Genomic DNA, 24,123 nt, shown 5'->3' with positions numbered 1-24,123 from the left:
TCCGAAAACGGTCCATAGTGAAGCCATGAGGCGGCCCCAATAAAGTCAAATTTGAAACGTCTAACCGTCTTAAGTGTCCTGCGGTTGTGTTTGGTTGTGAGTTCGAGGGCGATTTAGCCCAGTTAAATAAACCGCAAAACGATCAGAACGGGCGGAAAGAAATGAGCCACAACCAGGCGGTCGGTGCATCGCACGACGAACCGAAAATTGAAGGACTTCAACGCGGCGCAAAACTACTGCGCGGTCAGTATGAAATCCTGCGTTTCCTAAGCAATGGCGGCTTTGGGATCACTTATTTGGCCCGCGACAGCCTAGAGCGTGACGTGGTTATCAAAGAGTGCTTTCCGGGTGCCTTGTGCCGCCGCAATGGCGACATGGTCGAACCCGCCGATCCTGACCACAAGGACGATCTGCGCGCCATCATTGATTTGTTCATTCAAGAGGCACGCAACCACGCGCGTCTGGTGCATCCCAATATCGTAGACGTCCACCAGGTCTTTGAAGACAACAACACCGCCTATATCGCGATGGATTTCATCAAGGGATGCGATCTGTTGGATTACGTTGAGAACTCCGACAACAAGGCCGGGCCGGATTTCATCGTACAGGTGACCGAAAGGATGTTGTCTGCGGTGTCCTTCATCCACCAAAGCGGCATGCTGCATCGGGATATCTCACCCGACAATATCCTGATCAACGAGAACGGCGATCCGGTGCTGATTGACTTTGGCGCCGCGCGCGAGCAAGCGGCACAGCAATCCGCGGCTCTGTTGACCCTGCGGGTTATCAAGGACGGTTATTCCCCCCACGAATTCTATGTGCGTGGCGCCGATCAAGGCCCCAGCAGTGATCTCTATGTGCTGGCCGCCACGCTGTATCACGCCATCAGCGGAGAACGCCCAATTGATGGTCAGACCCGCCTGAACGCATTCAACAATGACCAGGACGACCCATACTCTCCGTTGGCTGGACAGTTCAAAGGCTACCCGGATGGGTTCCTTGAAGCGATCGACAAGGCGATGGAGGTTCACGTCACTGACCGCCTGCAAAGCGCGTTGGATTGGTTGCGCATGTTCCGCGGTCCGGGCGTGATGTTCGATACGTTCGACTATCGTCCGGTTTCCGTCATCGTTGCGATGGACCGCAAGGATGATGAGGTTGAAAAAGCCCGGATCAAAGCCGAAAGCGAAAACGCCGAGGCGGTGGTCACCGCACTACTGGCTGGCAACGCAGATCTGGCTCTGGGCAACGAAGATAAAAACGACGATGAACTGGCCAAGTTCACGTCCAAGGAAGACACGGCCGTCGCCGTTGACACTGTGGTCAAAAGTGGATCAGGCGGCAGCGGAAAACTGGTTGCAGGCATTGCCGTTGTTGTGGCCGGTCTGGCGGCGGGCGGATACTTCCTGATGACCAGCGAAAAACCGGAACCCGCACAGGACATTGCGGTTGTGGCCGAACCCGCAACGACCGAGACCACCACCCCAGCAACAACCCAGGTCGAAACTGAATCGGCAGCACCTGTCGAGCAGACTGCTGATACCGAAGCCCCTGTCGAGCAGGTGGCCAACACCGAACCTACGCCGGAACCAATTGAACCGGCACCCGTTACGGCAGAACCGACGCCAGAGCCTGTCGAGCAGACACAGGCCCCCTCGGCTGACACACAAGAGGCCCAAGCCCAGACAGCCGAACCTTCACCCGCAGCGGTTTCGTCGGGAACCCCTGCGGAAACGCAAGTTGCCTTCTCGCATTGGGATGTCGAGATTCCGTTCCAGTTCTCACGACGTCGTGTATCCACCGGCAGCATCATCGCCGTTACCGGTGTTGACCCGGCACAAGACATGTCGGTGATCGGCGATTGGGTCACGCGCGGCGCTGCGATCTATACGCTGAATGGCAAACCCATTCGCGAGAACGCAAGCTTCGCCGCGCATGTTCTGGATGATCTGTCCGTTGATCCTGACGGGTATATCCGTGTGACCGCGCGTTATCGTCCGCTGGGCAAGACCTTGGCACAGAACGGCTTGCTGGCTCTGCCTGCCATCCGTGTGATCGGTTTGGAAAACGGCATTGGCTTTACCGTCCGCAATGAAGATGGTCAGGGCTGGAAGGCGACTGTAACGACTGCCCCCACCGACACGGCGGGAAGCCTTCGGACTGGCGACGTTCTAATCTCGGAAGCGCAAACCGGGACCATCCTGAACGAAGAAGAAAGCCTGGATGCCCTGCTGGAAGCTCTGGTTTCGGACAATCTCACGCAGGCTCGACTGACCGTGCTGCGCAACGGGGCCGAAGCTGAGGCCGTGATGCAGCTAGCGCAGGAGTAATCTGACCGGTTCGAAAGTGATCTGCCGCAAAGTGAAAACGAAGGGTGGTGCCTGGAAATCCGCCACCCTGACGGGGACCGGCCCGTCGCGGCAGAAAAAAGTTGGTTTGATTTCCAAATTGTAAGTGCCGTTGTGCCGATGCGCGCAGAGGCGAGTAGCAGCCCCGCAGGACGAAAACCCTGTGTCAAAAAGCAAAGGTGTCGACACCATGTTCAAATATAAAAGCCCTCTCAGCCGGCTTCTCGAAGGTGCCGGCAAACCTAAAGAAGCAGAAACCGAAGTAGAAGTGGTCGCGGAAGAAGCCGCCGAGCCCGAGGCGGAAAAGCCCCAGCCGATTGCGGATTTCAACGCACTGCGTAACGCGCTGGCCGGTGGCAACATGTCGTCGGAATCCTACGAAGAAGCTGACGAACTGATCCCCGAAAAGGACATGCCCGAGTTTTCCGACGAGCCGGAAGAAGATGCCTCGGATGACGTCGTGGTGACCGAAGTGGTCGAAGAGGCCGAGGATAACATCTTCGAAACACCCGAAACCCAGCCCGAACCAGAAGAGCCGGTTGTAACCCTGCACATCGCCATCGACGAAGAGATCGAGGCGGAAGAAACCGCACAGGCCGAGGAGCCGCAGGAAGAGGCCATTCTTGAGGTTGTTGTTGAAACACTTGAGACCGCTCAGCCCGAGCCGGTTGAACCTGCGCAACCCGAACCAGTCGCTGAAATCGCGCCTGAACCAGAAATTGCACCGGAACCGCCTCAGCCGGTTCAAGCGCCCGCCTCCGAGGACCGCCGTGGCCGCGTCAAAACCACGTTCCTTGGTTTTGAACGCGCCGACACGCACGTTCAGGAGATGATCGAAAGCGCAGAACCGGTAGCCAAGACCGAGACTGCGCAGGAAACCTTCCCTGTGGGTTGGCTGGTCGTAACCGCCGGACCGGGTCGTGGATCCTGCATCACCCTGACTGAGGGGCTGATGCAGATTGGTCGCAACGACGACCAGGCTATTCAACTGGACTTTGGCGACACCGGTATTTCACGCAGCAATCATGCGGTGATCGCCTATGATCCCGAAGACCGCAAATGCTATCTGGGTCACGGAGGCAAAGCCAACCTGGTCCGTCTGAACGGCAAACCGGTGCTGAGTACCGTTGCGCTGTCCAGTGGCGACCTGATCCGGATCAGCGAAACCTCAGTTCGATTTGCCGCCTTTTGCGATGACGGCTTTGACTGGCGGGATGCTTAATAGATGCTGGCGCAACCGGCATATGACATTGCTCTGATCCTGGAACAGGGTCAGCGCGACTCGCAGGAAGACGCGATCGCGGCGCGCATGTTCGATGCGGCCAATGCCAGCTATGTTGTCGTCGCCGACGGCATGGGTGGTCATGCGGCAGGCGAAGTCGCCTCGGAACTTGTGATTGCCGCCTGGCGCGAGGCCCTGGACGCTGAGCTTGAAAGCAATACCCCGACCGAAAGCGCAATAATCGACGCGTTGCCCTTGGCTGCCATGCAAGCCAATGCCGCAATTGCCGCGCGCTGCGAGGAAAACGGCGAGGGCCTCAACATGGGGTCTACCCTTTTGGGGGTGCTGTTGCTGGAACAGCGCGTGTTCTGGATTTCGATCGGCGACAGCCCGTTGTACCTGTTCCGCGACGGGGTGCTGCGCCAGATCAACGAAGATCACTCCATGGCTCCGGTCATTGACGCGCAGGTGGCCCAAGGCACTCTGACAGAGGCTGAAGCGCAGGTTCACCCGGATCGCAACCAACTGACATCAGTGGTCATGGGGGCCGAAATCCCCAAGGTCGATTGCCCGGAAGAGCCGCTGAACCTGACTGCAGCAGACGTGTTGATCCTGGGCAGTGACGGGCTGCAGTTCCTCAGCGACGCGGAAATTCAGACCATTGTGCAGGCCAGCGCGCATGCATGGGCGCAGGACATCGCCGAAGCGTTGTTGCAGGCGCTTCACGCCAAGTTTGACCCCGATCAGGACAATGCCTCGATCGGTGTTGTGAAATTAACAAGAAACTAACCAAGGCAAAGATACAGGACCCATGAAAACCCATCTGTTCATATCCAGCCTGGCACTTGCTGCCGCGGCCGGAGCCGCCTCGGCGCAAGAGGCGTGCTCAACCTACGAAATCCAATCAGGCGACAGCCTGCGCGAATTGACGATCAATGTTTATTCGACTGAGGATTTTCGCATCATCTTTGACGCCAACCGCGACGTGATCGGCAACAACCCGAACATCATCCGCGTGGGCGACGTACTGACCCTGCCCTGTCTGGAAGATATCGGGCGTGCGCGGGAAGTTCCGCAAACGGAAGCAGAAGCCATGGCAGCTGAGATGGCGGCCGAACTGGTCGCAGCAGCCGAAAAGCGGGCAGCTAAAGCTATAGCCGAGGCCGAAGCCCGCGTAGCAGAAGCCGAGGCCGAGGCCAAAAAGACCAGCGAGGACGCGGTGGTTGCAGCCAAAGCCGCGGCCCACGAAGAAATCGAAGCCGCCCGCGCCGAGGGTGCCGCACTGATCCGCGACGCGGATGGCGGGATCCGCCCCGATATTCGGGATCGCCAGCTGCTGCTGATCACCGGCGGCAACTATGCGCCGTTCACAGATGAGGCCCTGCCCAATCGCGGCCTTTATACAAATCTGGTGGAAACCGCGATGCTTCGGGCCGCACCCGAGCAGGCCTACAAGATCCAGTTCGTCAACGACTGGTCCTCGCATCTGGACCTGCTGATGCCGACACTGGCCTTTGACGGCACCTTCCCCTGGTCGCGCCCCAATTGCGAAACGGCCGAGGCCCTGTCGGAAAATGACCGCGCGCGGTGCGAGACTTACAATTTCTCGAACCCGTTCTATGAGGTTGTGGACACCTTCTTTGCCCGCGAAGGCTCGGGCTATGAACAGACGCTGACCTATGCCGATTTTGCAGGCACCACGATCTGCCGCCCCGAGGGTTGGTCACTGTCGCATATGGATGCAGTGGGTCTTTATGAACCGGCGATCACGCTGATGCGCCCGGTGTCACCGGATGATTGCTTTCACGCGGTTATGGAAGGCACCGCCGACATCGTCGCGATCGAAGCTCACTTGGCCGTCGGTGCAATCAGCCGCCTGGGCTATGAGCATCGCATTCTCGAAAACCCCAACCTGGCGGCAATCAAGTCGCTTAACGTCATGACCCACAAAGATAATCCGGATGGGGAAGCGATCCTTGAGACGCTCAACCAGGGTCTGGCAATCATGCAGCAATCTGGCGAATGGCGTGACATCGTTTCGACCGCTCTGCGTCATCAAATGGAAAATGGCTAAGGCCTCAACCGGCCTGACAACTAAAAAGTCTGGAGGAAGTGGACATGTTTGAATTCAACCTGAAGAAAGTCGTGCTGTCGGCAACAGCCGTCACCGCCCTGAGCGCCGGAGCCGCCGCCGCACAAGAAGCCTGCACCAACTATACCGTCGCGGATGGCGACACGATGGCCACCATCGCCATCGCGGCCTATGGCACGTCGAACTATCAGCCGATCTTTAACGCGAACCGCAACCTGATCACTAACCCGAACGATCTGGCCCCTGGCCTGGTTCTTGCGCTGCCTTGTGAAGACGGCAGCCTGCCGAACGGTCAATCCGCTCAGGAAGTTATTGCGGCCGAGGAACAGCGTGCGGCAAGCGTCAAGCGTTCGAATGTCTATGCGCCGCCGATCAAGATGGTCGCGGGCAACGGATGGGAGCCATTTACAACTGAAACCCTGAACGGTGGCGGTATTATGACCCGTCTGGCAACAACCAGCCTTCAGCGTGCGGGCAACCAGCGCGAATACTCGGTCAGCTTTGTTGATGACTGGAGCTCGCACCTGGACACCCTGTTGCCGCTTGGGGCGTTTGACATCTCGATCGCATGGACCGTCCCGGACTGCACTAACCGCTCGTATGAGTGGTCTGAGGCTACCGAAGCCCGCTGCACGCAGTTTGTCGCATCAGTTCCTGTCTATGACATCGTGGGTGGCTTCTTCACGTTGCCGGAAAGCGACTATGCAAGTGCGACTTCTTTCAAGGACCTTGAAGGCTCGACCATCTGCCGCATGGCAGGCTGGAGCATGGTGGTGCTTGAAGAGCAAGGCTTGAACCACAACAACACAACCGTGGTCCAGCCCAATACAGCCCGTGAGTGTCTGGATGCCGTATTGACCGGCACCGCAGATGTGGCGGCATTCGAAGTGGATCTGTTCGCATCGACAATGAATGACATGGGCTTGACCTCGGCTGACATCGTTGAAAACCCGTATGTATCCACCTTGTCCTCGATGAGCTTCCTCGCGCACCGCACCAACCCGTTCGCACGCGAATACATTGCGATGATGAACAAAGGCCTGATTGAGATGCGTGAGTCCGGCGAGTGGTACGCGATCATCTCGGATACCCTGCGTGAGCAGAACGAAAAGCTGAACGCAGCGTCGAACTGATCTTTTAGTTCACCTGAAACCCTTGGGGCCGGTCTTAGGACCGGCCTTTTTTGGTTTCTGGTACCGCTATTCGGTCAAATTCTTGGGGTTCAAATGCGGAGCCTACGGGAATCCCCTAATACCCGGAATAGCTCAGAGTGATATTCTGAAATCAACTATACCGGAGAGGCGCAGCCTCCCCACTCACTCAAAAAAGGGCCGACTTTTGGGGGTCGGCCCTTTTTTCTATTTTGATCTCTATTTTTCATCGAAAAAGCCACGCCTAAAGGCGTGACTTTCGGCGATCAGCCGATGATCGCATTCAATGTTGAGCTGGGGCGCATCACAGCGGCGGCCTTGGCCGGGTCGGTGTGATAGTAGCCACCAAGATCGGCAGGCGCGCCTTGCGCGGCGGCCAGTTCACCCAGGATCTGACCTTCCTTTTCGGTCAGCTCTTTGGCGATTGGCGCAAATTCGGCCGCAAGGTCTGCATCGTCGGACTGTGCCGCCAGTGCCTCGGCCCAATAGCGCGCAAACCAATAATGGCTGTCGCGGTTGTCCGGCTGGCCAACCTTACGGCTGGGCGATTTGTTGTTGTCCAGAATACCCTGCGTCGCCGCCTCGGCTGCGGCACCCAGAACACCTGCCTTGGCGTTGCCTTTGCTATCGGCCAGGAAGTTCAGCGATTCACCCAACGCGCAGAACTCACCCATCGAGTCCCAACGCAGGTGGTTTTCCTCAACCAGCTGCTGCACGTGTTTCGGAGCCGAGCCACCAGCACCGGTTTCAAACAGGCCACCGCCATTCATCAGCTTGACGATGGACAGCATCTTGGCCGAGGTGCCCAGTTCCAGGATCGGGAACAAGTCCGTCAGGTAATCCCGCAACACATTGCCGGTGATGGCGATCGAATCCTTGCCAGCGGTGATCGTTTGCAAGCTTTGCTGGGTCGCTTCGCGCGGCGCCATGATCAGGAACTTATCCGCCACGCCAGCGGCCTCAAGCGCCGGTTTCACGTATTTGATCAGCTCTGCATCGTGGGCGCGGTTTGCGTCCAGCCAGAAGATCGCCTCGGAACCTGTCAGACGCTGGCGGTCCAATGCCAGCTGAATCCAGTTTTCGATCGGAGCTTTCTTGACGGTGCAAGCGCGCCAGATATCGCCAGCCTCCACCTCATGTGACAGCAGGACGTCACCGTTAGCCAGCGCGATGCGGATCACGCCATCAGCAGGCGCTTCGAACGTGGTCGGATGCGAGCCGTATTCTTCGGCTTTCTGCGCCATTAGGCCAACGTTGGCGACAGCACCGGCTGTGGCCGGGTTCAGCGCGCCATTGGCTTTGAAGAAGTTAATCGCCTCATCATAAACACCGGCATAACAGCGGTCAGGGATCACACAGTTGGTGTCGCCCTTGGCGCCAGCCTCATCCCAACCCTTGCCGCCCGCGCGGATCACTGCGGGCATCGAGGCGTCGATGATCACATCCGACGGTACGTGCAGGTTGGTAATGCCCTTGTCGCTGTCGACCATATACATGGACGGACGGTCAGCTTTCAGGGCGTCAATGGCGGCCACGATCTCGGCGTCGCCTTTGACGCGGTCCAGCAGATCACCCAGGCCCGAGTTCGGGTTCACACCCAACGCATCCAGCTCAGCGCCATATTTTTCGAACACCGGCGCCAACCAGGCTTTGACGGCATAGCCAAAGATGATCGGGTCCGACACTTTCATCATAGTCGCCTTCATATGAAGCGAGAACATGGTGCCGTCTTTCTTGGTGTCCTCAATGGCTTCGGTCAGGAAGGTAGACAGGGCCTTGACCGACATAAAGGTGGCATCCGCCACGGTGCCTTCGTCCAGCGGCCAGCCGTCTTTCAGGACAGTCACGCTGCCATCTTTGCCGACGAATTCGATCTTTGCATCGCCTGCTTGCGCCGCGGTGATGGTGGCCGATTTTTCGTTGGCATAGAAGTCATTGCCGGACATCGACGACACTTTGGTCTTGCTGTCAGCGGCCCATTCTCCCATCGAATGCGGGTTTTTCTGGGCATAATTCTTGACGGCCTTCGCGGCGCGACGATCGCTGTTGCCTTCGCGCAGAACCGGGTTCACGGCCGAACCCTTGATGGCGTCATACCGCGCGCGGATCGCCTTTTCCTCTTCGGTCGAAGGCTCTTCGGGGTAGTTCGGGATATCATAGCCCTGCGATTGCAGTTCTTCGATGGCCGCAACCAATTGCGGGACCGAGGCCGAGATGTTCGGCAGCTTGATCACGTTAGCCTCGGGCGTTTTCACCAGTTCACCCAACGCGGCCAGATCATCGGTGATGCGCTGTTCGTCGGTCAGGTTTTCGGGGAAGGTCGAAAGAATACGTCCTGCCAGCGAAATATCCTTGGTTCCAACACTGACACCCGCGGCGCCGGCGAATTTGCGAATGATGGGCAGGAAGGACGCGCTGGCCAGCTCGGGCGCTTCGTCTACAATGGTATACAATATATCGAAGTTCGATTTTTCTGCCATATTCTTTTACCTTTTTTCAGCCTTTCGGGGCGTGCGATCCAAGAGTAGCGCCACATCTGTGTGGCTGGTACTGAGGCGCGGGAATCCAAGCGCCCCAATGGTGACTCTGATTTGACAGGGTCTCCCTTAAATCAGGTTTGCCTTGGGATCAATCGTCTAGTGGGGGCGCAAATTGACACGGGGTTGAGAAATCCCGAGTTTGCTTAAACATTCAGCCGTTTAGCTCTGCCTAACTAAATCTCTTCCAAATCCTGCGGCGTTGCACCTGCTGGGCGAAACCTTAGGGGCTCCAGCAATGTGCCAGCATGTAGAACGTAGTCTGCAACCGCCCTATTGAGATGCTCAGTTGATCCCTCATAGGCTTGACGTGAAACTGACACTCCTTGCTTGCCGAAGGAATCCAATGTTTCTTTTCGGCCTTTGGGTCCAAATGCAGACAAAGCACTTTCAAGCTCTGGCACCGCCAGGTCCGGTCGCCCCATAACTGCGTGGAGATGGCCGCGGAGCATCATTTCTTCCTTGTTTCTCCACAGATACCAACCAATTGCATTGTAGAACCAACGCTTTATGAAAATGCCTTTTTTTGTGTCATCATTTTCATTCTGGTATGCGGCGAGCTTCTGAACATAGTTTATCCCCTTTTTTTCATCACCAATTTCAAGGTGCACGCGAGCCTTTAACGGCAGCACCGTCGTGATATCCGACGTCAAACGATCGATTTCTGACACTGCTGCCAACGCGCTAACGTAATCACCGGTGTAGCTAAGATGATATTCCACAAGCAACTCGTGGGCCCAAACCTGCTCTGGCCAACGCTCTGACGCCTGATCTAAAAGTGCCTTGACCCCATCCTTCCCTTCAATTCGATTTACTAGGTACACAACCGCATAACCGCTTTTTCTATTGTCTGGCTGTAACCCGAGCACCCGTTTGTAACCCAGAACAGCATCTTCAAGGCGTCCCTGTTTTTCGTCAATTTTCGACTTTTCAAGCAACGCATTGATGTTGTTCGGATCAATTTGCAGCGTTTTGGCATACTCTGTTTCAGCCGCATCGAAATTTCCCTGTGCGTCCAACCCCATGCCGCGTCTTAGATGCGAGGTCGCATCGTTCGGGCGCAGGGCCAAAGCCGCATCATAGTTGGAAATGGCCTCAGCGTAACGCCGACCGCAGTAATAGGCCCACCCCCGCGCCTTCATCAGTTCATTTCTCTGATCCGGAGTGAGCCCATTGACCTCTATCAATGCCGTACATGCCGAAACAACCGTAGCCATACTGCCATTGTTGCCTAGACATGTTGCGGTCAGCTGCGTGTATTTCGCTTCCAATCTGGAAGGTGAATTAAACGAAAGCAGCAATCACAATGATCAGGGCAGCAAGGCGTATATGCATCTAGGCTCCTTTGGGTCAGAGATACTCACCTTTAGGTGGTTATCCCCGGCCCATTCTCAAGATGCCTTTACCGTCAACCTGCTGTAAGTGAGCCATAAAAACCACACGCGCAACCGCGGTGATTGATCACACGCCCCACGTGTCACTCAACCGGTATCCCTGGGGCCAGGGGTCGTCTGGGTCCAGCATGTGCTGGTGGATGCCGGTGATCCAACCACGGCCGCTGATCTCAGGGGTGATGGCCGGGCGGTCGCCGACGCGGGTTTCGGCGACAATCCGACCGGTAAAGTGAGAACCGATGATCGAAACTGCATCGAACGTCTGCCCGGCCGTCATCTGCCCCTTTGCAGCCATCAACGCCATACGCGCCGAGACCGCCGTACCGGTGGGTGATCGGTCGACCTTGCCCGGCTGGATGGCCACTGCGGACTTGCCGGTCAGGCCGGTTTCGGTGGTCTCAAGCGGGCCACAAAAGGCGCAGAATGAGATGTGGTTCCAATCCGGGTTCTCGGGATGGGCAAAGCCAAGCTGTTCGTTGGCGGCATTCGTGATCGCCACACCCATGCGCGCAATATCGCGGGCCTCATTTTCAACAATCTCGATCCCAAGCGCGGCGGCGTCGACCACCACAAAGCTGTCGCCGCCATAGGCCGTGTCCACGGTCAACGTACCAACGCCGGGAACCTCCAACGGTACTGCGATCTTGTCGGCGAAACTTGGCAAGTTCTGCACGTTAATACGCTGGGCCTTGCCGTCCCGGCATTCTGCGCGGACCCGGACCAATCCGCCCGGCGCCTCAAGCGTCATATAGGTTTCGGGTTCCTGCATCGGGATGATCCCGCCATCCAGCAGCACCGTCGACACGCAGATCGAGTTCGATCCCGACATGGGCGGCGTGTCTTCGGGCTCCATGATGATAAAGGCGGCGTCCGCCTCGGGGTGTTTGGGTGGCACTAACAGATTGACATGGCGAAACACGCCGCCGCGGGGTTCGTTCAATACGAAATTGCGCAGAGTCTGATCCTGGGCGATGAACGAGCGCTGATCCCACAGGGTTTCTCCGGGCGGTGGCTGGACCCCGCCGACGATGACATCCCCCACCTCACCTTCTGCATGGGCCGAAATCACGTGGATGGTTTTGATGCTGCGCATGTCTTGTCCTTAGAACCGGGTGGCGGAAAAAGGGGTTAGGGAAATCTGAGAAGGTTGCCCGTCAATCAAAGCTCCGACTAATTCAGCCGTTCCTGCCGATTGCGTCAGACCCAGATGACCGTGGCCAAAGGCATAAATGACGTCCGGCGCGTTCGGCGAGGCTCCGATCACCGGCAGACTGTCTGGCAGGGATGGGCGGAACCCCATCCACTGCGATCCCCCATCGGTGTTCAATCCGGGCAGGAATTGCACCGCTTTTTTCAGCAACGCGTCCGCTCGTTTGTAATTCGGCGGAAGGGTCAGCCCACCCAATTCAACCGCTCCGCCGATCCGAACGCCGCCATTGATTCGTGTGGCGACGAATCCGTGACCCGCAAATGTCAGATGCATGCGCAGGTCAAACGCACCGGCAGGAAGGGTAGTATTGTAGCCACGTTCAGTCTCAAGCGGAATCGCGTCGCCCAGTGTCCGCGCAAGGTGATGCGACCATGCGCCGGCACACAGAACCACCTTGGCTGCCTTTTTCTCACCGTCTGACAGAGCGATCCGAACGCCGCCTTCATCAGCAGTCAGCCCGCGCGTGTCATGAATTTCAATCTGCCCTCCGCGATCGCGAAAGGTCTGGGCCAGATGCGCAACCCATTTCTTTGGATCGACAGTGTTCATCCAGTTCGGCGTGAACCCTGCATGGGTAAAACGGGGGCTCAGGCCGGGTTGTTTTTCGGCAAGTGCCTCGCGACTGTCCAGCAGTTCGAAATCAATCCCATGTTGGCGCCGCAGCTCCCACTCGGGCAGGCTGGCGCGGAATTCGGCCTCGCTTTCGTACAGCTGCATTTGTCCGTCACGCTGCATCATCGCTTCGCCGTTCACCGAAGTGACCAAACGGTCCAAAGCCGCGCGGGACAAGTCCATCAAACGCGCCTGCGCGCGCAGGTGGTCTTGATACCGTCCCGGTCGGCTGGCCCGCCAAAACCGGTACATCCACGGCGCGATTTTGAGTGCATAAGCAGGTGGTACGGACAGCGGCCCCAGCGGGTCCAGAAGCCATTTAGGTGCCTTGTGCATAATCCCTGGCTTTGCCAGAGGTTCGACCTCGGAAAAGGCAAACGCGCCTGCGTTCCCGGCCGAGGCCTGTGCTGCAATACCCTCACGATCCAGAACCAGAACGCGATGGCCCCGGCGCTGCAACTCAAGCGCGGTTGTGATGCCGATCACGCCAGCGCCGATCACGACGACCCGCGAGGTCATAGGTTAATGCCCGCCTTGAAGGGGTCATTGTCCCCAAAGATTAGCGTCGCCTCGGCCATAATATGGGCCCGCCCGGTTATCGACGGGATGACACCACCATTCGTGCCGGGCTGATAGGACAGGTGATAGGCGCTGCCGATGACGCTGTGTTGCACAATCTCTTCGCCGGGTTTCAGCACCCCATCAGCGGCCAGACAGGCCAGACGCGCGGAACTACCGGTGCCACAAGGGGACCGGTCATAATTGTCGTCCGGGCACAGCACAAAGTTGCGACCATGGACCGTCGGATTATCCGAAGCGTCCTGAAAGATCACATGGTCAATCGGTTCACCCTGTTCTCCGCCAATCCTTTGCGCAATCGAGGCCTCTCGGATCGCAACGGTCATATCGGTCAGCTGAGGGATATTTTCAGTTTCCACCGGTATAGGGCTGGGATCAACGATAAAGAACCAGTTGCCGCCATAAGCCACATCGCCGGTCACCGCGCCATAACCCGGCACATCCAGCGTCACCCCGCGATGCACCCGGCGGCTTTCGATATTCGTGACGGTGACAGTGTTGGCGTCGTGCAGGTCGACCGTTACGATCCCAGCAGGCGTTTCAATGCGATGTTGTCCAACACCGATCCGCCCCAGATGGGCCAACGTGACGGTTAGCCCGATGGTTCCGTGACCGCACATGCCCAGCACGGCATCCACGTCAAAATAGATCACGCCAGTCACACAGGTCGGATCAACCGGCTCGACCAGCAACGCGCCAACCATGGCAGGCTGGCCGCGCGGTTCTAACATGATCGAGCGATAGAACTCCTCATGGTCTGTCGCCAACCGGTGGGCGCGTTCGGCCAACGGGCCGGAACCCAAATCGGGTGCGCCACTTAGGATAACCCGTGTGGGTTCGCCCCCGGTGTGGCTGTCGATCACATGCATTCAGCGATTACTCCGCCCTGTTTGGACCAGTCGGCGAACCATGTGCGGAATAGGTCATATTGCTGTTCGCAATAGTTGCGCTGCGCATCTGTCAACTCGTCCGTTTCATTGAAGTGCAGACGGTATTCCTGTTCCCCGTTCAGCACCAGAAGATGCTTGTAATACAGCACCAGGTCCGGGCCTTCGTCAAAGCTGGACAGCACATGGATCGCCTCGGTCAGCTCTCGCGCGCGCTGGCGGGCCTCGGCATGGCCTTGGGCCGCCTTTTTGGACAACCCGGCCAGCAACAATGCCTCACGCGGCAAGGCGGTGCCTATCCCGGTGATCGAGCCCGTCGCGCCGCAATTCACAAAGCCATGATAAACCTCGGTATCCACGCCAACCATCAGGGTGACCTGATCATCCTGACTGGTGATGTTCTCGGCCGCATAACGCAGATCGTCCTTGCCGCCGAATTCCTTGAATCCGATTAGGTTTGGATGCTCGGCGCGCAGGGCAAAAAACAGGTCTGCCCGCGTAGCGAATCCGTAATACGGGCTGTTGTATATGATCGCGGGCACATCCGGCGCGGCGGTCAGGATCGCCTGGAAATGGTTCTTTTGCGCTGCCGGAGAGCTGCCACGCGACAACACGCGCGGGATCACCATCAGGCCAACCGCCCCAACCTTCTGCGCATGGGCCGCATGGGCCACAGCAGACTTTGTATTGATGGCCCCGGTCCCGACCACCACGGGCAACCCTGCATCGATCAACCGTTCAACACCCTCCATCCGCTGTGCGTCTGTCAACAACGGCCAATCCCCCATCGAGCCGCAATAGACCACCGCTGACATTCCCGCGTCGATCATCTGCTTTCCCTTACGCACCAGCGCGTCGAAATCAGGCGTGCGATCAGCCTTACAGGGCGTCATAAGAGCAGGCATGGTGCCGGTGAAAACATTGGTCGTCATCGAAGTTTTCCTTCCAAAAGGCAACGTAGAGGCGGGCTGAATTCACCCTTTTTACTCGCCATAACGGATATTGGATACAAAATCCAGAAAATTTACGACTGACAAAAAACGCACCAGATCACAGAGACCGGTGCGTTTTGCTTCACTCAGGATTTTGCGATTACCGGAACCGTTGTCCGGTTTCAGAATCGAATAGCATTGCACGATCTGACCGCACGGTGATACCGATACGCTCCCCTTGCTTGCTGCGCTGGTCTTCGCGCTCTTCAATGATCAGCTTGTCGCCATTGGGGGTCAACAGATAGGTATAGCTTACCCCACCAAGCGCTTCGGTCAGATCAACGGCGCAGGTTTCGGCTGCACGATCAACTTCGATATGTTCGGGGCGGATGCCCAGGGTCACCTTGTTCAGACCCGCAGGTACATTGGCCGTCACCTCCAACGGTGCGCTAAGGGCGGGATGCGAGACTTTACCGTCCGCAAAATCACACTCCAGAAAATTCATCGCGGGCGAGCCGATGAACCCCGCAACAAAGCGGTTGTCCGGGTCGCGATACAGATCCATCGGCGCGCCGACCTGCTCAATCCGGCCGTCCCGCAATACCACGATCTTGTCGGCCATGGTCATCGCCTCGACCTGATCATGAGTCACATAGATCATCGTTGCGCCGATCTCATTGTGCAGCCGCGCGATTTCGACCCGCATCTCGACACGCAATTCAGCGTCGAGGTTAGACAGAGGTTCGTCGAACAAAAACACCTCGGGTCCCCGCACGATGGCGCGGCCAATGGCAACCCGCTGACGCTGACCGCCAGACAGGGCCTTGGGCTTACGCTTGAGGTACTGATCCAGCTTCAGGATATTCGACGCCTGCTGAACCTTTTGGTCGATCTCGGATTTGGCGACCCCGTTCATACGCAGACCGAAGCCCATGTTCTCGGACACAGTCATATGCGGATACAGAGCGTAAGTCTGAAACACCATCGCCACGCCGCGCTTGGCCGGATCCATATGGGTTACGTCACGCGCACCAATATTAATCTGACCCTCGGTCGTCTCTTCAAGCCCCGCGATCATGCGCAGCAAAGTGGATTTGCCGCAGCCAGAGGGGCCAACGAAAACACAGAACTCACCATCTTCGATGTCCAGATCAATACCGTGGATTACCTGCGTCTCGCCATATCGCTTGATCGCCTGGTTCAGAGTCACTCCGGTCATGTCGCTTGCATCCTGTTGTTGTCGGCGCTTTGGCGGGTCTCAGGGAACCGCCAGGCCTGTGCTTCGGCTCCGATCTGTTCGGCCACTCGGCGAACACGGGGAACCCAGGTTTCCAATTGTTCGAAATTCATCCGCTCGGTCGATCCGGTGACCGAAATTGCCCCCAACATCCGCCCGCCCGACGTCAGAATCGGACAAGCGATGCAAATAATGCCCGGCTCGTGTTCTTCATCGTCGATGGCATAGCCGCGACTGCGGATCAGGTCGAGGTCAGCGCGCAGCGCCGCCTCAGAGGTCAGGGTTTTATCCGTGAATCGGTGATAGCTCTGCTGAGAAACGGCGCGCTCCAGCGCGACCTCATCCAAATACGCCATCATCGCCTTACCGACGCCGGTACAATAGGCCGGGCCGACCTTGCCCGCCTGCGAATACATCTCGATCGGTTGCGCGGCGTTGCGCTTGTCGACGTACAGAACCTGACTGGCATCCAGCTGCGCCAGATGCACCGTTTCCCCAGTCTCTGCGCTCAAAGCATCCAGAAACGGCCGCGCTATCGGCGCCAATGAGCTTTGTGTCCAGGCCGAATGCGCAAGCCGCACCAGCCGCAAACCAGGCGTATAGGTTTGCCGATCAGGGTCATATGACAACATGCCCTGATTGGTCAGCGTTTGCAGAAACCGATAGAGCGTAGCCTTGGGGAAATCGCTGCTCTCCAATAGTTCCGCAAATCGGACCGGGCGCGCAAAAGCCGCCACCTGATCCAGCACCTCACATGCTTTTCCTATTGTTCCGTCACCTGCCACGGGCGTCTGTTCTCCTCCTATTGACCCATCGCCATCTTCACGAGGGTCTTGACAAGACTAACCGAGTCGATGTGTAGTTTTCAATATATAAAACACGGTTTCATTATTTGAAACTAAAAATGGAAGCTAAGGGAGGAAACCATGCATTCCATGTTCAAGCGTACTGCGGTGGCGCTGGCGGCCAGTGCGGCACTTGCCGCGCCCGTAGCAGCCGAACTGTCCGGCGAGCTGCGAATCTTCCTCGACACATCGAACCCGGCGCCCCGCGCGACGATGGAAGCGATGATCGATCGGTTCGCGCAACAGCATCCGGGGCTCGAGATTGAAACCACCGTGATCGACCGCGAGGCGTATAAGACTCAGATCCGCAACTTCCTTACGGCGGACACACCGGACGTTGCGACATGGTATGCAGCCAACCGGATGAAGCCCTATGTTGAGGCCGGCCTGTTCGAAGACGTGTCCGATCTTTGGGCCGAACCCGAGATCGCAGACAATCTCGCCTCGACCAAAGGCGCGATGACCCTTGATGGTAAACAATGGGGCGTGCCCTATACCTACTATCAATGGGGCGTTTACTACCGCAAAGACATCTTTGATGAGCTGGGCCTGACCGAGCCGACCACCTGGGAAGAAGAGCTGGTCAACTGTCAGAAGATCGTCGACTCCGGTCGCGCCTGTTACACCATCGGCACCAAGTTCCTTTGGACTGCCGGTGGCTGGTTCGACTACCTGAACATGCGCACAAACGGCTTCGACTTCCACAACCAACTTGCCAATGGCGAAATCAGCTGGGAAGACGACCGGGTCAAGCAAACCTTCGCCAACTGGAAACAGCTGATCGACATGGGTGCGTTCATCGACAACCACCAGACCTATAGCTGGCAAGAGGCCCTACCCTTCATGGTCAACGGCGAGGCCGCGGCGTATCTGATGGGCAATTTCGCCGTCGCTCCGCTGCGCGAGGCCGGGCTGACCGATGATCAACTGGATTTCTACCAGTTCGTCGCCATCAACCCTGACGTTGAACTGGCCGAGGACGCGCCGACCGACACGTTCCACATCCCGGCCAACGCATCGAACAAGGAAGCCGCACGTGAGTTCCTGCGCTTCGTTGTATCCGCGGATGAACAGTCCCAGATCAACAACGGCGCCAATCTCGGCCAACTGCCAGTGAACGCGCAATCAACCGTGGATGACGACAAGTTCCTGCTACAGGGTTTCGAGATGCTGTCGTCGAACAGCCCCGGTGGCGTGGCGCAGTTCTGGGATCGTGACGCACCTGCCGAAATGGCCAAAGTGTCAATGGAAGGGTTTCAGGAATTCATGGTCAAGCCGGACAATGCCGACCGCATCCTGGCCAAACTGGAACGCGCACGTCAGCGCATCTACGACAACTGAACCGGTCGGGTCGGGCGAAAGCCCGGCCTGCACCTCATCCTGCGTAAGACGGGTAGTAACCCGTCTTACTCAACCTACCTAAAACCCGAGTTTGCTCATGTCAGCCGTCGACGTCCCAGAACAGGAAAGCTGGTTCCATAGAAACCAACAACGCATTGCGCCCTGGCTGTTTCTGGCCCCGGGCCTGCTGTTCTTCATGGTTTATGTGATCATCCCGGTGTTCCAGTCCTTCAACCTGTCCCTCTATGAATGGGATGGACTTGGGGCGGCTGAATATGTGGGCTTTCGCAACTATGAAGACCTCTATTGGGAATGGGTTGACCGGGATGCATTCTATACCTCGTTGAAAAACAACCTGATCTGGCTGGTCCTCTATCTGGCCGCGATCCCGGCGGGCCTGTTCATCGCGCTGTTCTTGAACCAGACGGTCTGGGGCATCCGCCTGTACAAATCACTGTTTTTCTTCCCCTTCGTTATTTCTCAGGTCGTCGTCGGCCTCGTTTTTACGTGGTTCTATGACCCGACCTTCGGCCTGCTCAATGAATTCCTCGGTCTGTTCGGCATCGAGCCGCTGAACGTGCTAGGGGATGAACGCTTTGTCACCTATGGCATCATCTTTGCCGGTCTGTGGCCGCAAACGGCCTATTGCATGATCCTGTACCTGACCGGCCTGAACGCCGTGGACCCCGAACAGATCGAGGCCGGGCGTCTGGACGGCGCCAAGGGCCTGCGGATGTTATGGCACATCATCCTGCCGCAACTGCGCCCCGCCACATTCATCGCCTTTGTCGTGACCATCATCGGCGCGCTGCGCAGCTTCGATCTGATTTCAATCATGACCCAGGGCGGCCCGTTCGGATCATCCCGCGTGCTGGCCTATTACATGTTCGAGGTCGCGCTGTCCGAATACGGCTTCCGTATGGGATATGGTGCCGCCATCGCTGTGATCCTGTTCCTGATCATGCTCTGCTTTATCGCCTACTTCCTGTGGTCGATGTACCGTGAAGAAAAGGGGCACTGAGATGTTTCCCAAACCCATTGAAAAACAATCCCGCGCGGCGCAGATCAGCTATCAGGCCATGCTGCCACTAGCCTTGCTGTTGTGGTTGGGTCCGTTGCTGGCGGTCGCCCTGTTCTCGGTCAAACCGGCTGCGGACTTCACCAACGCGAACTATTGGGGCATGCCGTCCAGCTTTGAAGGTGCGTTCAACTACGGGCAGGTGTTCTTTAACTCGGACATGCCACGGTATCTGCTGAACTCGTTCCTGATCACCATCCCGACTGTGGTCGGGTGTGTCGCGCTCAGCACGATGACCGGGTTCGCGCTGGGGATCTACAAGTTCAAATCGAACATCTGGATATTCTTCATGTTCGTGGCAGGCAATTTCGTGCCGTTTCAAATTCTGATGGTTCCGGTCCGCGACCTGACGCTGCAGCTAGGTCTCTACAACACCAAAACCGGGCTCGTGCTGTTCCACATCGCCTTCCAGACTGGGTTCTGCACCCTGTTCATGCGCAACTTCATCCGTGCCCTTCCGTTTGAGCTGATCGAAGCTGCCCGGGTCGAAGGTATCAGCGAATGGCGTATCTTCTGGTATGTGGTCCTGCCACTGATGAAGCCTGCGATCGCCGCGCTCAGCGTGCTGATCTTCACCTTCATCTGGAACGATTATTTCTGGGCCGTTGTCCTGACCCAAGGGGCCGAAAGCCAACCTGTTACCGCAGGCATCACCAGCTTTAACGCGCAATTCCGCGCCGCCTATCAGTTGATGAGCGCCGGCTCCATCGTCGCAGCCTTGCCGCCGGTGGCCATGTTCTTCCTGATGCAGAAACACTTCATCGCGGGCCTGACCCTCGGTGCCGTCAAATAGCTTCGAACCGGAGTTCGCCTTATGACCAAGATCACCTTTATTGGTGCGGGTTCCACGATTTTCATGCAGAACATCGTGGGCGATGCCCTGCTGACCCCTGCGCTGGCCGACAGCCACTTTGCATTGATGGATATCGACGCCGAGCGCCTGGCTGAAAGCGAGGCGGTCGCCCGTGCGATGATCCGCTCGGTCGGATCGGGTGCGACCGTATCCACCCATAATGACCGCCGCGCGGCGCTGGACGGGGCAGATTTCGTGATCACCGCCTTCCAGATTGGCGGCTATGAACCGTGCACAATCACCGATTTTGAAATTCCCAAGCAGTACGGTCTGCGACAAACCATAGCTGATACGCTGGGCATTGGCGGCATCATGCGCGGCCTGCGCACGGTTCCAGTCCTGTGGGATGTGGCGCGGGACATGATGCAGCTGTGCCCGAATGCAACCCTGTTGCAATACGTCAACCCAATGGCGATCAACACTTGGGCGCTGGCCGAGCAATTTCCAGCGGTGAAGCATGTTGGCCTCTGCCACTCGGTCCAGAACACGGTCGAAGAGCTGGCCCATGATCTGGACCTGCCTAAGGACGAGTTTCGCTATAAGGTCGCTGGCGTAAATCACGTCGCCTTCTTTCTACGGTTGGAACACCAGGGGCGCGATCTCTACCCCGCATTGCGGCAGGGATACGCAAGCGGTCAAATACCCAAGGCCCCGCTGTTGATGCCACGCTGCCCCAACAAGGTCCGGTATGAGGTGATGGACCATCTGGGCTATTTCTGCACCGAAAGTTCCGAGCATCTGGCGGAATACGTGCCGTGGTTCATCAAGGATGGGCGGCCGGACCTGATCGAGCAGTTTTCGATCCCGCTGGACGAATACCCCACCCGCTGCGTCGAACAGGTGGCCAGTTGGAAAGAACAGGCCAAGACCCTGACCGACGGGCGCAATATTAATGTCACCCGCAGCCATGAATTCGCCGCCGATCTGATGAACGCCATCGTCACCGACACGCCCTACGTTGCCTATGGCAACCTGCCCAACACAGGCCAAATCCCGCAATTGCCCTTGGGGGCTGCGGTTGAAACCCCGTGCTTGGTGGACAGCAACGGCGTGCAGCCCTCGGTGGTCGCGGACATCCCACCGCAGTTAATCGCGCTGATGCGCAGTCAGATCAACGTGCAGGAGCTAACGGTGCGTGCGCTGGTCGACCGGAACCCCGAATACATATATCACGCCGCCATGATGGACCCGCACACTGCTGCCGAACTGGACCTGCGCCAAATCCGCAACATGGTTGATGATCTTCTCATCGCCCATGCCGATTGGCTGCCGGACTGGTGCAAACCCGCAAAAGCCGCCTGACCCCAAGAATAGAAGGCAGACCAAATGACTAAGAAACGCCGATCACAGCACTGGTATGGCAAGCTGGACAAAGATGGGTTCATCCACCGCTCGTGGATGAAGAACCAGGGCTTTCCAGACCACGCGTTTGACGGGCGCCCCATCATCGGTATCTGCAACACATGGTCGGAACTAACGCCCTGCAACTCGGGCCTGCGCGATCTGGCCGAAGGGGTCAAACGCGGCGTGTGGGAGGCCGGAGGTTTTCCGGTCGAATTTCCGGTCATGTCGCTGGGCGAGACGCAAATGAAACCCACCGCCATGCTGTTCCGCAATCTGTTGGCGATGGATGTTGAGGAATCGATCCGCGCCTATGGTATCGACGGCGTTGTCCTGTTGGGAGGTTGCGACAAAACCACACCGGGTCAATTGATGGGTGCGGCCTCGGTTGATCTGCCGTCTATTGTGGTTAGTTCCGGCCCGATGCTGAATGGTAAATACCGCGGCCAGGATATCGGGTCAGGCACAGACGTCTGGAAGTTCTCTGAAGCCGTACGCGCGGGTGAAATGACCCTGCAGGATTTCATGAGTGCGGAATCCGGAATGTCGCGCAGTGCGGGCGTTTGCATGACGATGGGCACGGCCAGCACAATGGCGTCGCTGGTCGAAGCGATGGGCATGAGCCTGCCCACCAACGCCGCCCTGCCCGCTGTCGACGCCCGTCGCATGGCGCTGGCACATCTGACCGGCAAACGGATTGTCGAGATGGTGGACGAAGATCTCAAACCCTCGGACATCCTGACCAAGGAAGCCTTTGAAAACGCCATCCTGGCCAACGCCGCCGTGGGTGGATCGACAAATGCGGTGGTTCATTTGCTGGCATTGGCAGGCCGCGTCGGAGTCGATCTGACCCTAAAAGATTTTGAAATCGGTTCAGACATTCCCCTTTTGGTGAACTGCATGCCCTCGGGCAAATACCTGATGGAGGATTTCTGTTACGCAGGCGGCGTTCCCGTCGTTCTGTCCGAGCTGAAACCCTTCCTGCGGCCCGCGAAAACGGTTTTGAACAAGGATATCTCGGCCCATTATGAAGGGGCTGAATGTTTTAACCGCGACGTCATCCGCCCCTTTGACGATCCGGTGAAACCCGCCGCGGGCCTGCGCGTGCTGCGCGGCAATCTGGCCCCGAACGGCGCCATCGTGAAACCCTCGGCCGCGACGGACGCGCTGTTGGAGACCGAGGCCGAAGTCTATGTCTTTGAGAACATCGAAGATCTCAAGGCCAATATCGACCGCGACGATCTGCCGGTGACACCCGAGACCATTCTGGTGCTCAAGGGCTGCGGCCCCAAGGGCTATCCGGGGATGCCCGAGGTCGGCAACATGCCGATCCCGGCCAAGCTGGTGAAGGAAGGTGTGCGCGACATGATCCGTATCTCGGACGCGCGCATGTCCGGCACCGCCTATGGCACCGTCATCCTGCATGTCAGCCCCGAAGCGCAGGCAGGCGGCACATTGGCACTGGTCAAAACCGGTGACCGCATCCGGGTTTCCGCCAGCAAGGGTGAGCTGGAACTGTTGGTCGATCAAAAGGAACTGGACGCCCGTCGCGCCACGTGGCAACCGGATGACCCGCATTACACACGCGGTTATGCGAAACTCTATATCGACCACGTGCTGCAGGCCGATCAGGGCGCGGACCTTGATTTTCTTGTCGGCAAAGACACCCGCCTTGTGACCAGAGAGAGCCACTGATGGATCAACCAGCCACTTTCCACGATCTCAACGGGGCTTCGGTCTATATCACCGGCGGTGGCTCGGGGGTTGGCGCGGCGCTGACCGATGGGTTTCTTGCGCAGGGCGCCAATGTCGCCTTCATCGGCCGGTCCGACGCCAGTGGGTTTGTCGAGGAAATGCGCGACAAACACGGCCGCGCGCCCCTGTTCATGCAAGGCGACATGACCGACACCGAGCTGCTTCACGTCACCATGCAAAAAGCCGCCGAGGCGCATGGCCCACTGAACGTGCTGATCAACAATGCCGCCAATGACAAACGCCATTCGCTGGACGAAACCACCACCGAATTCTGGGACTGGATGATCGAGGTGAATCTCAAGGCTTATTTCTTTGCCTGTCAGGAGGCCGCGCGCCAGATGCAGGGCAAGGGTGGGGCGATCATCAATTTCAGTTCTATTAGCTATATGATGGGCAATGCAGGCTACCCGATCTACACCACCTCAAATGCCGGGATCACCGGGATGACGCGATCCTTGGCGCGCGAATTGGGGCCGCAGAACATCCGCGTGAACGCGCTGGCTCCGGGCTGGGTTCTGACGCAGAAACAGCTGGACATGTGGGCCACGCCCGAAGATCTGGCCGCGCATTTGGACCGTCAATGCCTGAAAGAACACCTGACGCCCGAGGATATGGTCGCACCGACCTTGTTTCTGGCCTCGGACGCCAGCCGCGCGATGACCGGGCAATGCGTGGCCGTCGATGGCGGCGTTGTCGTAACGGGGTAAAG

The 24,123-nt window shown here is 57.8% G+C and carries 19 protein-coding genes; 11 read left to right on the top strand and 8 right to left on the bottom strand.

Annotated elements, in window-relative coordinates; all coding sequences use genetic code 11:
* Positions 1 to 161: 161 nt before the first annotated feature.
* The 5 genes from ACR0JB_RS08960 to ACR0JB_RS08940 all read left to right on the top strand — a co-directional run bounded on the left by ACR0JB_RS08960 (position 162) and on the right by ACR0JB_RS08940 (position 6,795).
* Positions 162 to 2,330, top strand: coding sequence for a serine/threonine protein kinase (locus tag ACR0JB_RS08960; RefSeq protein WP_480789848.1), 2,169 nt, complete (start codon positions 162 to 164; stop codon positions 2,328 to 2,330).
* Positions 2,331 to 2,538: 208 nt separating this feature from the next.
* Complete coding sequence (locus tag ACR0JB_RS08955; RefSeq protein WP_170395042.1) at positions 2,539 to 3,570, top strand: FHA domain-containing protein; 1,032 nt, start codon at positions 2,539 to 2,541, stop codon at positions 3,568 to 3,570.
* A 3-nt stretch (positions 3,571 to 3,573) separates the two neighbouring features.
* Entirely contained in the window at positions 3,574 to 4,359 is a 786-nt protein-coding gene (locus tag ACR0JB_RS08950; protein WP_170395009.1) for a PP2C family protein-serine/threonine phosphatase, read from the top strand.
* Between the two features lie 22 nt (positions 4,360 to 4,381).
* Positions 4,382 to 5,644 carry a type 2 periplasmic-binding domain-containing protein gene (locus tag ACR0JB_RS08945; RefSeq protein WP_480644374.1) on the top strand — a complete coding sequence of 421 codons (1,263 nt, stop codon included), beginning with the start codon at positions 4,382 to 4,384 and terminating at the stop codon, positions 5,642 to 5,644.
* A 44-nt stretch (positions 5,645 to 5,688) separates the two neighbouring features.
* Positions 5,689 to 6,795 (top strand): transporter substrate-binding domain-containing protein, encoded by a 1,107-nt coding sequence (locus ACR0JB_RS08940; RefSeq protein WP_170395002.1) that lies wholly within the window; start codon positions 5,689 to 5,691, stop codon positions 6,793 to 6,795.
* A gap of 284 nt (positions 6,796 to 7,079) precedes the next feature.
* Here ACR0JB_RS08940 and ACR0JB_RS08935 read toward each other — a convergent pair whose 3' ends face one another.
* The 8 genes from ACR0JB_RS08935 to ACR0JB_RS08900 form a co-directional block, all read right to left on the bottom strand.
* Entirely contained in the window at positions 7,080 to 9,293 is a 2,214-nt protein-coding gene (locus ACR0JB_RS08935; RefSeq protein ID WP_170394999.1) for an NADP-dependent isocitrate dehydrogenase, read from the bottom strand.
* Positions 9,294 to 9,526: 233 nt separating this feature from the next.
* Positions 9,527 to 10,567 carry a tetratricopeptide repeat protein gene (locus tag ACR0JB_RS08930; protein WP_170394997.1) on the bottom strand — a complete coding sequence of 347 codons (1,041 nt, stop codon included), beginning with the start codon at positions 10,565 to 10,567 and terminating at the stop codon, positions 9,527 to 9,529.
* 244 nt (positions 10,568 to 10,811) lie between these two features.
* The gene (locus ACR0JB_RS08925) at positions 10,812 to 11,837 is read right to left on the bottom strand and encodes a trans-3-hydroxy-L-proline dehydratase (RefSeq protein WP_170394994.1); all 1,026 of its coding nucleotides are present in this window, start codon (positions 11,835 to 11,837) and stop codon (positions 10,812 to 10,814) included.
* A gap of 9 nt (positions 11,838 to 11,846) precedes the next feature.
* Positions 11,847 to 13,085 (bottom strand): NAD(P)/FAD-dependent oxidoreductase, encoded by a 1,239-nt coding sequence (locus ACR0JB_RS08920; RefSeq protein ID WP_480789847.1) that lies wholly within the window; start codon positions 13,083 to 13,085, stop codon positions 11,847 to 11,849.
* On the bottom strand, positions 13,082 to 14,014 hold the full coding sequence (locus tag ACR0JB_RS08915; protein ID WP_170505934.1) for a 4-hydroxyproline epimerase: 933 nt from the start codon (positions 14,012 to 14,014) through the stop codon (positions 13,082 to 13,084). The genes ACR0JB_RS08920 and ACR0JB_RS08915 overlap by 4 nt, the downstream gene beginning before the upstream one ends.
* On the bottom strand, positions 14,005 to 14,964 hold the full coding sequence (locus ACR0JB_RS08910) for a dihydrodipicolinate synthase family protein (RefSeq protein WP_170505938.1): 960 nt from the start codon (positions 14,962 to 14,964) through the stop codon (positions 14,005 to 14,007). The genes ACR0JB_RS08915 and ACR0JB_RS08910 overlap by 10 nt, the downstream gene beginning before the upstream one ends.
* Before the next feature lie 160 nt (positions 14,965 to 15,124).
* A complete protein-coding gene (locus ACR0JB_RS08905; protein WP_170505941.1) occupies positions 15,125 to 16,183 on the bottom strand; it encodes an ABC transporter ATP-binding protein in 1,059 nt (352 codons plus the stop codon).
* Entirely contained in the window at positions 16,180 to 16,986 is an 807-nt protein-coding gene (locus tag ACR0JB_RS08900; RefSeq protein WP_170361731.1) for an IclR family transcriptional regulator, read from the bottom strand. Before ACR0JB_RS08900 ends, ACR0JB_RS08905 begins: the two co-directional genes overlap by 4 nt.
* A gap of 141 nt (positions 16,987 to 17,127) precedes the next feature.
* On the opposite strand from ACR0JB_RS08900, the gene ACR0JB_RS08895 reads away from it, so the two are divergent.
* The 6 genes from ACR0JB_RS08895 to ACR0JB_RS08870 all read left to right on the top strand — a co-directional run bounded on the left by ACR0JB_RS08895 (position 17,128) and on the right by ACR0JB_RS08870 (position 24,121).
* Positions 17,128 to 18,387, top strand: a complete 1,260-nt coding sequence (locus ACR0JB_RS08895; protein WP_170361732.1) for an ABC transporter substrate-binding protein — start codon at positions 17,128 to 17,130, stop codon at positions 18,385 to 18,387.
* A gap of 97 nt (positions 18,388 to 18,484) precedes the next feature.
* A complete protein-coding gene (locus ACR0JB_RS08890) occupies positions 18,485 to 19,408 on the top strand; it encodes a carbohydrate ABC transporter permease (RefSeq protein ID WP_170394979.1) in 924 nt (307 codons plus the stop codon).
* Position 19,409: 1 nt separating this feature from the next.
* The gene (locus ACR0JB_RS08885; RefSeq protein ID WP_170349905.1) at positions 19,410 to 20,258 is read left to right on the top strand and encodes a carbohydrate ABC transporter permease; all 849 of its coding nucleotides are present in this window, start codon (positions 19,410 to 19,412) and stop codon (positions 20,256 to 20,258) included.
* A 21-nt stretch (positions 20,259 to 20,279) separates the two neighbouring features.
* On the top strand, positions 20,280 to 21,620 hold the full coding sequence (gene melA, locus ACR0JB_RS08880; protein ID WP_170394976.1) for an alpha-glucosidase/alpha-galactosidase: 1,341 nt from the start codon (positions 20,280 to 20,282) through the stop codon (positions 21,618 to 21,620).
* Positions 21,621 to 21,644: 24 nt separating this feature from the next.
* Positions 21,645 to 23,354, top strand: a complete 1,710-nt coding sequence (locus ACR0JB_RS08875) for an IlvD/Edd family dehydratase (protein WP_480789846.1) — start codon at positions 21,645 to 21,647, stop codon at positions 23,352 to 23,354.
* Positions 23,354 to 24,121: an SDR family NAD(P)-dependent oxidoreductase gene (locus tag ACR0JB_RS08870; protein ID WP_425081953.1), complete on the top strand. Its 768-nt coding sequence runs from the start codon at positions 23,354 to 23,356 to the stop codon at positions 24,119 to 24,121. The genes ACR0JB_RS08875 and ACR0JB_RS08870 overlap by 1 nt, the downstream gene beginning before the upstream one ends.
* The last annotated feature ends 2 nt before the right edge of the window (positions 24,122 to 24,123 follow it).

This window comes from Ruegeria sp. BI7, from assembly GCF_056537925.1.
This window is presented reverse-complemented; position numbering and strand designations above follow the sequence as displayed.

What these genes read in the sequence shown, in the direction of transcription:
- ACR0JB_RS08960 (WP_480789848.1), top strand. Translation starts at nt 162, where the DNA reads ATGAGCCACAACCAGGCGGTCGGTGCATCGCACGACGAACCGAAAATT.
- ACR0JB_RS08955 (WP_170395042.1), top strand. Translation starts at nt 2,539, where the DNA reads ATGTTCAAATATAAAAGCCCTCTCAGCCGGCTTCTCGAAGGTGCCGGC.
- ACR0JB_RS08950 (WP_170395009.1), top strand. Translation starts at nt 3,574, where the DNA reads ATGCTGGCGCAACCGGCATATGACATTGCTCTGATCCTGGAACAGGGT.
- ACR0JB_RS08945 (WP_480644374.1), top strand. Translation starts at nt 4,382, where the DNA reads ATGAAAACCCATCTGTTCATATCCAGCCTGGCACTTGCTGCCGCGGCC.
- ACR0JB_RS08940 (WP_170395002.1), top strand. Translation starts at nt 5,689, where the DNA reads ATGTTTGAATTCAACCTGAAGAAAGTCGTGCTGTCGGCAACAGCCGTC.
- ACR0JB_RS08935 (WP_170394999.1), bottom strand. Translation starts at nt 9,293, where the DNA reads ATGGCAGAAAAATCGAACTTCGATATATTGTATACCATTGTAGACGAA.
- ACR0JB_RS08930 (WP_170394997.1), bottom strand. Translation starts at nt 10,567, where the DNA reads ATGGCTACGGTTGTTTCGGCATGTACGGCATTGATAGAGGTCAATGGG.
- ACR0JB_RS08925 (WP_170394994.1), bottom strand. Translation starts at nt 11,837, where the DNA reads ATGCGCAGCATCAAAACCATCCACGTGATTTCGGCCCATGCAGAAGGT.
- ACR0JB_RS08920 (WP_480789847.1), bottom strand. Translation starts at nt 13,085, where the DNA reads ATGACCTCGCGGGTCGTCGTGATCGGCGCTGGCGTGATCGGCATCACA.
- ACR0JB_RS08915 (WP_170505934.1), bottom strand. Translation starts at nt 14,014, where the DNA reads ATGCATGTGATCGACAGCCACACCGGGGGCGAACCCACACGGGTTATC.
- ACR0JB_RS08910 (WP_170505938.1), bottom strand. Translation starts at nt 14,964, where the DNA reads ATGACGACCAATGTTTTCACCGGCACCATGCCTGCTCTTATGACGCCC.
- ACR0JB_RS08905 (WP_170505941.1), bottom strand. Translation starts at nt 16,183, where the DNA reads ATGACCGGAGTGACTCTGAACCAGGCGATCAAGCGATATGGCGAGACG.
- ACR0JB_RS08895 (WP_170361732.1), top strand. Translation starts at nt 17,128, where the DNA reads ATGCATTCCATGTTCAAGCGTACTGCGGTGGCGCTGGCGGCCAGTGCG.
- ACR0JB_RS08890 (WP_170394979.1), top strand. Translation starts at nt 18,485, where the DNA reads ATGTCAGCCGTCGACGTCCCAGAACAGGAAAGCTGGTTCCATAGAAAC.
- ACR0JB_RS08885 (WP_170349905.1), top strand. Translation starts at nt 19,410, where the DNA reads ATGTTTCCCAAACCCATTGAAAAACAATCCCGCGCGGCGCAGATCAGC.
- melA (WP_170394976.1), top strand. Translation starts at nt 20,280, where the DNA reads ATGACCAAGATCACCTTTATTGGTGCGGGTTCCACGATTTTCATGCAG.
- ACR0JB_RS08875 (WP_480789846.1), top strand. Translation starts at nt 21,645, where the DNA reads ATGACTAAGAAACGCCGATCACAGCACTGGTATGGCAAGCTGGACAAA.
- ACR0JB_RS08870 (WP_425081953.1), top strand. Translation starts at nt 23,354, where the DNA reads ATGGATCAACCAGCCACTTTCCACGATCTCAACGGGGCTTCGGTCTAT.